Origin of the sequence: Candidatus Laterigemmans baculatus (assembly GCF_010367455.1) — a bacterium.
Classification (GTDB): Bacteria; Planctomycetota; Planctomycetia; order Pirellulales; family Pirellulaceae; genus Laterigemmans; species Laterigemmans baculatus.
Window position 1 is genome coordinate 20844 of the sequence record NZ_WRPR01000133.1, and the last position, 11742, is coordinate 32585.

An 11742-nucleotide genomic window follows, 5' to 3' on the forward strand; every position below is an offset into this window, starting at 1 on the left:
GAGTTCCTTCGATATGTCAGTCGGCGAATCCACGACCTACGATCGCATCAACGATTACGCTTCGGTGAAAATCTCGTTGGCGCGACCGCAGGACATCAAGAGCTGGTCGTTTGGTGAAGTCCGCAAGCCGGAGACGATCAACTACCGCACCTACCGTCCGGAAAAGGACGGCCTGTTCTGCGAGCGGATCTTTGGTCCCGAGAAGGACTGGGAGTGCGCCTGCGGCAAGTACCGCGGGATGAAATACAAGGGCATGATCTGCGATCGCTGCGGCGTGAAGGTCACGCACAGCCGCGTTCGCCGCAAGCGGATGGGGCACATCGATCTGGCCGCCCCGGTCGTGCACATCTGGTTTTTCAAGGCGATGCCGAGCCGGCTGGGCAACCTGCTCGACATGAAGACTTCGTCGCTGGAAAAGGTGATCTACTTCCAGGACTACGTGGTCGTCGATCCCGGCACGACCGATCTCGAGGCGCAGCAGCTGCTGACCGAAGAGGAGTACCGGGCCGCCCGGGCCCAGTACGGCGAAGGCTCGTTCGAAGCCGACATGGGGGCCGAAGCGATCCGCAAACTGCTCTCCAAACTCGAGCTGGTTTCGCTCTCGGAAAAGCTCCGCAGCGACCTGCATGAGACCGGCAGCAAGCAGAAGAAAAAGGATCTGATCAACCGGCTGAAGATCGTCGAGAGCATTCGCGACAGCGACAACCGCCCCGAATGGATGGTCCTGGACGTGATCCCCGTGATCCCGCCCGACCTCCGTCCGTTGGTGCTGCTCGACAGCGGCAACTTCGCGACCAGCGACTTGAATGACCTCTATCGCCGGATCATCAACCGCAACAACCGCTTGCGGAAGCTGGTCGACCTGAACGCGCCGGAAGTCATCATTCGCAACGAAAAGCGGATGCTGCAGCAATCGGTCGACGCGCTGTTCGACAACAACCGCTGCAAGCGTCCGGTGCTCGGCTCGAGCAACCGCCCGCTCAAGTCGCTGACCGACATGATCAAGGGCAAGCAGGGGCGGTTCCGCGAGAACCTGCTCGGCAAGCGCGTCGACTACTCCGGCCGCTCGGTGATCGTGGTCGGTCCGCGGCTGCGACTGCACCAGTGCGGGTTGCCCAAGAAGATCGCCCTGGAACTGTACCAGCCGTTCATCATCCGCCGCCTCAAAGAGCTCGGTCACGCCGACACGATCAAGTCGGCCAAGAAGATGCTCGAGCGGAAGGACGAGGAGGTTTGGGATATCCTCGAGCAGGTCATCACCAACCACCCGGTGCTGCTCAACCGGGCCCCGACGCTCCACCGGATCGGGATCCAGGCGTTCGAACCGACGCTCGTCGAAGGTAACGCCATCCACCTCCATCCGCTGGTCTGCAAAGGCTTCAACGCCGACTTCGACGGCGACCAGATGGCGGTCCACTTGCCGCTTTCGATCGAGGCCCAGGTCGAAGCGCACACGTTGATGATGAGCACCAACAACGTCTTCGCTCCGAGCAACGGCAAGCCGATCATGAGTCCTTCGCAGGACGTCGTGATGGGTTGCTATTACCTGACGGTCGAGCTCCCGGACCGCAAGGGGCAGGGGATGACGTTCGCCAGCCTCGAGGAGGCGGAGCTCGCCTTCAACATGGGCGTCGTCGACCTGCACGCGAAGATCAAGGTGCGGTTGCCCGGCCATGTGCGGCTCAAGAGCGAGGACAACAGCACCCGCCCGGGAGCGATCATCGAGACGACTCCGGGCCGCGTGCGGTTCAACCTGATGCTCCCCGAAGGCATGGATTACTACAACTATCCGATGCGGTCGGGCGACTTGGCGAGCGTGATCAGCGACTGCTATCAGCGGCTCAGCCGCAAAGCGACGATCAACCTGCTCGACGACATGATGCAGCTCGGGTTCCGCGAATCGACCCGCTCCGGGTTGTCGTTCGCGACCGACGACCTGGTCACGCCCGAGACGAAAGCCAAGTACATCGCCGAAGCGGAAAAGACGGTGATGAAGCACAAGAAGGCGTTCGACCGCGGGATGATCACCGGCGGCGAGCGGTACAATCAGGTGCTCGACGTCTGGACGCACGCTCGCGAAGCGATCACGACCGACATGATGAAGGCCATGGAGCACGACGCCCGCGAAGGGGGCTGGTACGTGAACCCGGTCTATCTGATGAGCCACTCCGGTGCTCGAGGCGGTATCGAACAGATTCGCCAGCTGGCCGGGATGCGAGGTCTGATGGCCAAGCCGACCGGCGAGATCATCGAGACGCCGATCAAGGCCAACTTCCGCGAAGGGCTGTCGGTGCTCGAGTACTTCAGCTCCACGCACGGGGCTCGCAAGGGCTTGGCCGACACGGCGCTGAAGACGGCCGACTCGGGTTACTTGACCCGCAAGCTGGCCGACGTCGCTCAGAACGTCGTCGTCACGATGGAAGACTGCGGAACCACCCAAGGAATCACCAAGGGGGTCATCTACCGCGGTGAGAAGGTCGAAGTCCGTTTGGCCGACTCGATCAACGGTCGCGTCAGCCGGCAGAACATCGTCAACCCGATCACCGACGAAGTGATCGTTCGCGAGAACGAGATGATCACTCCGGAGAGCGCTCGCAAGATCGAGGAGATGGGGCTGGAGAAGATCCAGGTCCGCAGCCCGATGACCTGCGACGCGCCGCTCGGCGTGTGCCGCAACTGCTACGGCATGGACATGGCCACCAGCTCGCTCGTCGAAGAAGGCATGGCGGTCGGAATCATCGCCGCCCAGTCGATCGGCGAGCCGGGAACGCAGCTGACGATGCGGACGTTCCACATCGGTGGCTCGGTGAGCAAGCAGGTCGAAGAGTCGGACATCCGCGCCAAGAAGGGCGGCTCGGTGCGTCTGATCCGGATGCGGGCAGTCAAGAACGACGAAGGTCGCTCGATCGTGCTCACCCGCAACGGTGAGATCTCGCTCGTCGACAACCGCGGCCGCGAAATCGAGAGCTACGAGATCCCGACCGGGGCGATGCTGATGGTCGAGGAAGGGGACGAAGTCAAAGCGGGCGACGTGATCTGCGAATGGAACCCCTACTCGATCCCGATTTTGACCGAGGTTGCCGGTAAGGTCCGTTTTGAGGACATCGTCGAAGGCGAGACGATGAAGCTCGAGCGGGAGCCGAGCGGTAACATCCGGACGACGATCATCGAACACAAGGGTGACCTCCACCCGCAGATCGTGATCGAAGACGCCGAAGGCAAACCGGTTGACGTCCAGTACCTCCCCGAGCGGGCGATCATCAACGTCAAGGAAGGGGCCGAGATCAACCCCGGTACGATCCTCGCCGAAATGCCGCGCGAGTCGGGCGGTGTGCACGACATCACCGGCGGTCTGCCGCGAATCACCGAGATTTTCGAAGCTCGCAAGCCCAAGGATCCGGCGGTCATCGCCGAAGTCGACGGCTTGGTCGAAATCCTCGGCGAAAAGAAACGCGGCAAGCGGACGATCACCGTCAAGAGCGAGTCGGGGATCGAACGCGAGCACCTGGTGCCGCACGGCAAGCGGTTCCTCGTCCACAGCAACGACGTCGTCAAAGCGGGGCAAGCCCTGGTTGACGGTCCGCTGGTCCCGCACGACATCCTGCGGGTCTCGGGCGAAGAAGCGGTGCAGCAGTACTTGCTGCACGAAATCCAGCAGGTCTACCGCTCGCAGCGGGTGGAGATCAACGACAAGCACTGCGAAATCATCATCGCCCGGATGCTCCGCAAGGTGAAGATCGAGACCGCCGGCGACACGAACATGCTCCCCGGACTGGTCATGGACCGCTTCGAATTCCGGCGGGCGAACCAGGAGCTGGCCAAGTGCTTGAAGATCACCGACGCCGGTGACAGCGAGTACGCGGTCGGTGCGATCGTGCCGAAGGAAGCGCTCGAGCAGACCAACGCCAACATCGAAGCCCAAGGTGGCGCCCCGGCGAAGGGTAAAAAGCCTCGCAATGCGACGGCCAGCACCCAGTTGCTCGGGATCACCAAAGCCTCGGTCCAGTCGAACAGCTTCATCAGCGCCGCGTCGTTCCAAGAGACGACCAAGGTGCTGACCGAAGCGGCGCTGGCCGGCAAGGTCGACCGCCTGGTCGGTCTCAAGGAGAACGTGATCCTCGGTCACCTGATCCCCGCCGGGACCGGCTTCCGGATCTTCCAAGATGCCGAAGTCAACTACCGCCGCGAAGCCTTGGAAGACATGGCCAAGCAGCCCGAGCAGACGCTCGAAGCCAGCTTCCCGCTGCTCTCCGAAGCCGGCTCGGCCAGCGACGGAGAAGGGGGCGAAGCCCAGAGCGAACAGCAAAAGCAGTCGAGCGAAGCCCTCGACAGCATGTTCGGCAGCGGCGGCCAAGACTGAGCGCCCAGCCGCGGAGCGGCGACAGAGAATAGCCAGGGGCGTGAGCCCCTGGCGGCTGACCTACCTATGGACGACGAAGCGAGCTACGTCTGCGATAGCTGCGGCGAGGAAATCGTCGTGCCGGTCGACTTGAGCGGCGGCGAAGAGCAGTCGTACGTCGAGGACTGCCCGGTCTGCTGCAATCCAAGTGTGATCCACGTCAGCGTCGATCCCGACGGAGAGGTCCGAGTCTGGGCCGAACCCGAGCAAGACCGCTATTAGCGCGTCCCATAGTCGCCTTTCGCTCCCGCGAAAGTAGCGAAGACAACGCTGCTTTCGCGGAGCGAAAGGCGACTATGTCAGCCTGGAAAGGCTGACGTACTCTTTACTCGTCGCGGTCGTCGGGGTCTTCGCCCGCTTCGGGACGGTTGATGAAGTCGATCAGCATTCGCAGCCGCCCCAGGCTGCGGCGATCGAAATGGCCGACCAGCCGGGGCAAATCGGCCAGCTCGGCTTCGTCGCGTTCTTCGCGGAGGGCCGACCGCTGGATGAATTCGCCTTCGACCAAAATGTCGTTGAACCGCTCGTTCACCTCCGCGAGCGTCTGCTCGCTCAGCGGGCTGTTGAGCCGCATCACGAGCGAGTGGCGGACGTACCGCATGGAGTGAAACACGCGGTAGAACCCGAGCACCTCTTCGACCGCTTCGTCAACCGAATCGGTCACCCGGTAGAGCCGCACATCCTCGGCGCTGATCATGTTCCCTTCGAGCAGTTCGCGGTCGATGAACTTGCTCAGCTCGCGGTAGTACGTCCCTCCCGGCGGGTCGAGGAACACGACCGGGATCATCGTCTGTTTGCCGGTCTGCAGCAGGGTCAACGTCTCGAGCGCTTCGTCGAGCGTGCCAAAACCGCCCGGCAGGCAGACCACCGCCGAACACTCTTTGACGAACATCAGTTTGCGGGTGAAGAAGTACCGCATCGTGACGAGCTTGGCGTCGCCGTCAATCGTGTCGTTGGCTCGCTGCTCAAACGGCAGCACGATGTTCAGCCCCATCGACGATTCGCGACCGGCGCCGACGTGTCCCGCCTCCATGATGCCCCGGCCCGCTCCGGTGATGATCATCCACCCGTGCTTGGCCATTGCCCGCCCGAACTCTTCGGCGGTTTGGTAAGCGGGATCATCCGGAGGCGTCCGCGCGGAACCGAAAATCGTCACCTTGCGGCGGCGGCGGTAGGGCCGAAAAACCTTGAACGCGTACCGCAGCTCGCGGAGCGTCCGGCTGAGGATCTTGAGGTCCCCTTCGCTGGTCCGGTCCGACTCGAGCCGATCGACCGTCTGCCGCATCAAATTCAACAGCGACTCTGGCTTGACCCGCGTGATCGGCTCGTCGGCCGGTTGCGGGCGGACCTGTTCATCGTCGCCAAGCGCCTCGGCTGGCACCTTGCCGTCGAGGTCGTCCGATTCAGTCGAGTCGTTGGGAACGTGGTTCATAGCAATCCGTTCTAGAGCCTTGGGATCGATCGCTTACGTATTCAGTGCTGCCTGCTTGAGTGCCTGCGGACTCGGTTCGCCCGTCAGCCCAGCGGAGATTCCGTGCTCGCCTGCGAGCGCAAGTTCGGCTTCGTGCAGGCTCTGCCCCGCTTCGAGCGGGCGAATTCTCAGCACCCGTCCCATCAACAGGGCCAGCGGTGCGGCGGCAAAGCTGAGCAGGGCTCCCATTTTGACCGAATCCTGAACGCTCCCGGGATCGCGAAACGCCGCGATCGAGACGAAGAGGGCCACGGTGAATCCGATCCCAGCCACCATCCCGACCGTGGCCACGTGCCGGTAATCCATACCCGCCGGTTTCTCGAGTTTCAGGATCTTCTCGGCAAACCAGGTTAGCAGAACGACGCCCAGCGGTTTGCCGACGAGCAACCCGGCCAGCACCAAATAGGTGCCGACGCCGAGGCTGCTGAAAATCACCCCAGCATTTACCAGGCCAAACAGTCCCAGGATGCCTTCGACTGGGGCTTTCCAAAAGTGTTCGAATTCGTTCAGCGTGTCGCTCCGGTTCGGCTCGAGGCGGGCCGCCTTGCCGATGTTCGTGTGGGCGTGCGGGAGCAGGGGAATGATCGGAACAAGCCCCAGTGCCGGATGGATGTTGGCCATGTAGAACGAAATCCACGAGAGGGTTCCCGGTCCTACCAGATACCACCAGTGGCTGTGCAACTGCAACCGCCGCCGCATCACCATCGCGACCAGCATCGCAGCGAGCGTCAGCAGCAACCACCGCGGCTCGATCGCCGCCTGCGGATAAAAGACCGCCAGGATCATCAGCCCCGCCGCGTCGTCGGCGATCGCCAACAGCAACAGGAACGCGATCGCCGGATGCCCGTTGCCGAAAATCATCCGCGCGATCAAGTAGCTGAAGGCGATGTCGGTCGCACAGGGGATCGCCCAGCCTTTGCCGAGCATTTCATGCGTCCCGCTCAGGTACGTTCCGGCAATGTAGATCAGCGCCGGCCCAAAGATCCCGCCGAGCGTCGCCAGCAACGGAGTGACCGCCCGCTTCGGGTTCGACAGCGCCCCTCCAGGAAGCAACGACTCCCAAACCTCCTTCGCCGCGATCGCAAAGAACAACGCCATCAATAGGTCGTTGATCAGAAAATGGAGGGTAAATCCATGGTGTCCCGCGTGGCCGGATTCCGATTCGGCGGCGGCCCCATGGAAGAGCGAGGCAAAGTCGAAGTGGACGAAGTGCGTGTAGCTGTCGCTGTGGTTCAGATGCGAAGCGTTGGCCCACACGAGCGCCGCGAGCGAGCCGAGAATCAACGGCAGTGAATTGTCGATGACAAATCGAAACCAACGATCGCCACCAACGGCCTGATGCCCCGTCATGTCCTACCCCGTGCTGAGCTAACGAATCGTGACCAAAGGGCGGAGCGTTCGCCGCCTAGGGATGGTTAGCTCAGGGTCGCGCGGGGAGGTTGAGGAAATGTTGCCGGAATCGCCCCCCCAAGCGAACCACCAGGACGGATGTAGGGAAAATGCGGGTTGCTGGAAAACCCGCCGTACGTCAGCCCGATTGTGGTCGAGGCGGATCTCCTTACAACCTAAATCAGCCGCCACGCGCTAGCGTCCGGTTCCGACGGCGTTTTTGGGAACCGTGGGCTAGCGCCCGGCGGCTGATGATTCATCCGGGATCGCGCCCGGCGGCGGATTGAATACCCACCCCACGCACGAAAGAGGCTCATGGAGATTGCGATACTCGGGACGGGGAACGTCGGCAGGACGCTCGGGCGCCGCTGGGCCGACGCCGGACACCACATCCACTATGGAAGCCGCAATCCGACGGCCGAGCGGATGACGCAACTGAGTGGTGAGAAGCAGTCGGTCGACACGATCCGCGACGTGATCGACCGCTGCGGAGTCGTGGTCCTGGCGACGCCCTACGGAACGGCCAAAGCGGTGCTCGCGATGGCCAAGGACCTCGCCGGCAAGATCCTGATCGACTGCACCAACCCGCTGAATGCTACATTCGACGGGCTGGAACTCGGGTTCGACGATTCGGCCGCCGAACGGATCGCCTCCTGGGCTCCCGGAGCCCGGGTCGTCAAAGCTTTCAACACCGCCAGCGTCTCCACGATGCAGGACCCGCTCTACGAGGGTCAAGCGGCCACGATGTTCTACTGCGGCGACGATGACGAGGCGAAGGCGACGGTCGCCCAACTGGTAGCCGACCTGGGGATGGAGCCGGTCGACGCCGGACCGCTGGCCAACGCCCGCTATCTGGAGCCAATGGCGATGCTGTACATCCACTTGGCGGTCCACCAAGGCTGGGGAGGCAACTGCGCGCTGAAATTGCTCAGCCGCCCGCATCAGTAAGGGCGCAAACAGACACCCTCCCCCCGGGAGGATCGCGAGGAACGAGCGGGGAGCGTGATGCGCGGCGTAGTGTCGCCACGCGGCTGGATTCAGCGGGCCCTCCCCGGGCCTGAGAGCTCGACCCTCCCGGGGAGGTCGTGCAGTTTTTAGCCCCCTCTCCCCCGAAGGGAATCGCGGCAATCGCTCGACCTTCACCCCCGAACATTTTCGCGATTCTCTTTGGGGGAGAGGGCTGGGGTGAGGGGGTCTAAGCGGCCGGCTACGGCCCCCTCACCCTAACCCTCTCCCCCACGGCTTGGCTGCGGAACTTTCGTTCGCAGCCAAGCCGCGGGGGAGAGGGGACCGGAAAACTGCACAACCTCCGGGGGAGAGGGTGTTGGTGGCGCCGTCGGTTCAAGCAGGGCGTGGACCTGTCGTAGGGGCTAGGAGAGCTGTAGCGGTGGAGGGTGTCTTGGAAGCGAGCGGAATTGTGAAGGAATGTTGCAAATTTGCGATCGGTCACTCGGGGGTGTCCTAGCTTTTCGATGTTCGAAGAAGGCCATGCCCCCCTAGGACGGACCACCGAGCGTTTCCGCCGGCGAGTCCGCGGGAGTGGGCACGGCGGTGTGGCCCGAGAGTGACTTAATCGTCAAAGGAATTCCCAGTGAACGCGAAAGAATTGAACGCCCACGGTTTGCCGATTCGCCGCTGCCAAAAGCGCGGTTTCACGCTGATCGAAATGGTGGTGGTGGTGCTGATTCTGGGCATCGTGGCCGCCGTGGCCGTCCCCAAGATGTTCAACACCGCCGACACGGCCGGTGAGAACGCGACGCACCAGCAGCTGGCCTTGCTGCGGACGGCGCTCGAAATCTACCGCAGCGAGAACAATACCTATCCCCCGGGAGTCGACCTGCCGGCCGAGCTCGGCCCCTACCTCCGCGGTCCCTTCCCGATCCCGCAGGTCGGCTCGGTCCGCAACCAAGCAGGTGTCGCCATCGATGCCGACGCGGATCCCGATGTGGCCGCAGCGCCGAGCGGATCGGACGGGTCCGACGGCAACGGTTGGGTCTACAAGCCGGCCAACGGCGACATCATCCTGAACCTGACCACCGGCACTGGCTCGGACTGGTGAGCGGTGCCATGGCAGCTCGATTCCGCGTCCTGATCGCTGAAGATGAGCCGGTCTTTCGCCGGGTCATTCGGTTCACCTTGGAACGCCAAGGGTTTGAAGTGGAAGCGGTCGAGAATGGACAACTCGCGCTGGCTCGGCTGCGCGAACAGAACTTCGACTTCGTGGTGACCGATCATCAGATGCCCTACCTGACGGGCCTCGAACTGCTGCACCACGTTCGGTTCACTTTGGGTCTCCAGACGTTGCCCATGATCCTTTGCACGGCCAAAGGATTGGAGCTGGACAGCGAGTACCTGCGCGAGCAGTACAGTCTGACGGCGGTGCTTCACAAACCGTTCAGCCCTCAGCGTCTGGCTGCCTTGATTCTCGAACAGCAGCGGGCTGAACAGCAACGACTTGAATCACAGCGTCTTGGCGACGGAGTATGCACGTGACCGCAAGAGGATGGTGGGGGGCCGCTTCATCGACCGCTTCGGGGCTGACGCTCCGCATCGGTGGCGTGTTCCTCGGTTTGACGACGATGATCGCCTTGCTGGCCGTGGCCACTCCGCATCTGGAGCCGGGCACGGCGCGGCTTCCTTGGCTGGTGGCCATTGCCGCGGCCGCGCTGAGCGGCCTGACCTGCCTCCGCGTCGGCCGCGTTCCAGCGCGGATCGAGAGCGAACTGATTCGCACCGGCAGCGACGAGCGCGCTTGGCAGACGATTCGGCCGCTCGTCGGCCAAGGGCGGGCGGTCCAGGCGTGGAACGGCTTGATCGAACAGGCGCACGGGCGGAACCGCGGCGACGACGAGCGCCGCTCGGCCTCGCCGGAAGACCCGCAAACGGCGCTGCTGGCGCGGGCCATGCGGAGCGTCGCGGCGGGGATCGCCGTCACCGGTGACGACTTTCGAATCACCGCGGCCAACGCTCCCTTTGCCGCCCTCCTGGGGCTGGACGACCCGGCCGCGGCGCTCGACCGCAATCTGCTCGACTTGCTGCGGCAACTCACGGTCCCCACCGCACCCACCGCTGGCCCCAAGGGCGGCGCCAAGGAGACGGCCAAGGACGCTCCGCAGAACAAGCAGGACAGTCCGGGCAGCGCGGGCAGTCCGGGCAGCGTGGGCAGTCCGGGCAGCGGCACCCTCGACGAAGCCACCGCAGCCGCCTTCGCTCGGCTCACGAGCGGGGCGAGCGCCGTCACGGTGCGTCTCGAGCGGAGCGCGGCTGGGTCAGCCGATCCCCTCGCCCAACCGCCGCTGGAGTCGGTTTGGCGCGTCAGCCGCACGCGGCTCGGCGGGCGGCATGACGATGCGGGCGGTTTCGTCTGGCTGGTCCAGGACGTCACGCAGCAAGCCTTGGCCACCGCCGCTCGCGACCAGTTCCTGCAGACGGCCGCCCACGAGCTCCGGACGCCGCTTGGGAACCTTCGCGCTTATGCCGAAGCGTTGTCGATCGAGCAGGGGGTCAGCGTCGAAGAACAGAAAGAGTTCTGCAACATCATCAACGACGAAACGACGCGGCTCAGCCGGTTGGTCGACCACCTCCTGACGGTCGGCCAAATGGAAGCCGGCTCGCTGGTCGTTCAGCAGCATGTTGTCGAGCCCGCGCGAGTCATCGAGGAGGCGGTCGATTACCTCCGCCCGCAGGTCGAGGCAGGGCAGTTGACGCTCGAGACCGAGATCTCGCCCAAGCTCCGCTCGCTGCGGGGCGACAAAGACAAACTCCAGGCGTTGTTGGTGAATCTGATCGGCAACGCGGTCAAGTACACGCCGGCCGGCGGGCATGTGTGGGTTCGCGCAGCGGTCCGCGAAGACCAGCTCGAGATCGTCGTCCAGGACGACGGGATCGGGATCTCGGCGGAAGACCTGCCGCGGGTGTTTGAGAAATTTTTCCGCGCCGAACAATCCTCGGTGCAAGAACAGCGCGGCAACGGGCTCGGCTTGGCCTTCGCCCGCGAGGTCGCTCGGCTGCACCACGGCGACATCACCGCCGAAAGCACCCCCGGCGAAGGCTCCACCTTCACCCTTCGGCTCCCCGCACCCGACGAACCGTCGAGGGTCTGATGCTCCGGATCGAACGCCAAGGCATTGTCGATGTCGTCCGCCCCCGCGGAGCCCTCCGCGGCGAGTTGCTCGAGGAAGCGCGGGACCAGACCGAGCGGCTGATCAAGCGCGGCTCGCCGGCCCTGGTCGTCGACCTCAGCGAAACCGTGCTGCTCTCGAGCCAGGCGCTCGAGTGGCTCTTGGAGCTCGACTACCAGTGCGCCCGCCGCGGCGGCGCGGTCGGTGTCGCGGCGGCCGAAGAGCTGTGCAGCGAAGCCCTGCGGATCACCGGCGTCGGAGCCGCCGTGCAACAATTTTCAGACGTCTCCTCGGCTGTCGGGAGCTTCGCGACATGAGCACTGCCATCGCCCCCGCCCCCGCCATCGCCATCGCCCCCGCCC

9 protein-coding genes are annotated in these 11742 nt (G+C 63.9%); 7 read left to right on the top strand and 2 right to left on the bottom strand.

The window, feature by feature from the left end; genetic code table 11:
* The first annotated feature begins 13 nt into the window (after positions 1-13).
* Both rpoC and GNK13_RS19795 read left to right on the top strand, forming a co-directional pair.
* A complete protein-coding gene (gene rpoC, locus GNK13_RS19790; RefSeq protein WP_164104290.1) occupies positions 14-4360 on the top strand; it encodes a DNA-directed RNA polymerase subunit beta' in 4347 nt (1448 codons plus the stop codon).
* Between the two features lie 66 nt (positions 4361-4426).
* Positions 4427-4621, top strand: coding sequence for a CPXCG motif-containing cysteine-rich protein (locus GNK13_RS19795; protein ID WP_164104291.1), 195 nt, complete (start codon positions 4427-4429; stop codon positions 4619-4621).
* A 103-nt stretch (positions 4622-4724) separates the two neighbouring features.
* On the opposite strand, the gene GNK13_RS19800 is transcribed toward GNK13_RS19795, so the two are convergent.
* Positions 4725-5831 (bottom strand): LOG family protein, encoded by a 1107-nt coding sequence (locus GNK13_RS19800; protein ID WP_164104292.1) that lies wholly within the window; start codon positions 5829-5831, stop codon positions 4725-4727.
* A gap of 33 nt (positions 5832-5864) precedes the next feature.
* Positions 5865-7220, bottom strand: a complete 1356-nt coding sequence (locus GNK13_RS19805) for a Na+/H+ antiporter NhaA (RefSeq protein WP_164104293.1) — start codon at positions 7218-7220, stop codon at positions 5865-5867.
* Between the two features lie 354 nt (positions 7221-7574).
* Between GNK13_RS19805 and GNK13_RS19810 the strand changes: the two genes are divergently transcribed.
* The 5 genes from GNK13_RS19810 (at position 7575) to GNK13_RS19830 (ending at position 11697) form a co-directional block, all read left to right on the top strand.
* On the top strand, positions 7575-8207 hold the full coding sequence (locus GNK13_RS19810; protein WP_164104294.1) for an NADPH-dependent F420 reductase: 633 nt from the start codon (positions 7575-7577) through the stop codon (positions 8205-8207).
* Positions 8208-8850: 643 nt separating this feature from the next.
* A complete protein-coding gene (locus GNK13_RS19815) occupies positions 8851-9318 on the top strand; it encodes a type II secretion system protein (protein ID WP_164104295.1) in 468 nt (155 codons plus the stop codon).
* An 8-nt stretch (positions 9319-9326) separates the two neighbouring features.
* Entirely contained in the window at positions 9327-9752 is a 426-nt protein-coding gene (locus GNK13_RS19820) for a response regulator (protein WP_164104296.1), read from the top strand.
* Positions 9749-11362, top strand: a complete 1614-nt coding sequence (locus GNK13_RS19825) for a PAS domain-containing sensor histidine kinase (RefSeq protein WP_164104297.1) — start codon at positions 9749-9751, stop codon at positions 11360-11362. Before GNK13_RS19820 ends, GNK13_RS19825 begins: the two co-directional genes overlap by 4 nt.
* Positions 11362-11697: an STAS domain-containing protein gene (locus GNK13_RS19830; protein ID WP_164104298.1), complete on the top strand. Its 336-nt coding sequence runs from the start codon at positions 11362-11364 to the stop codon at positions 11695-11697. Before GNK13_RS19825 ends, GNK13_RS19830 begins: the two co-directional genes overlap by 1 nt.
* Positions 11698-11742: the final 45 nt, after the last annotated feature.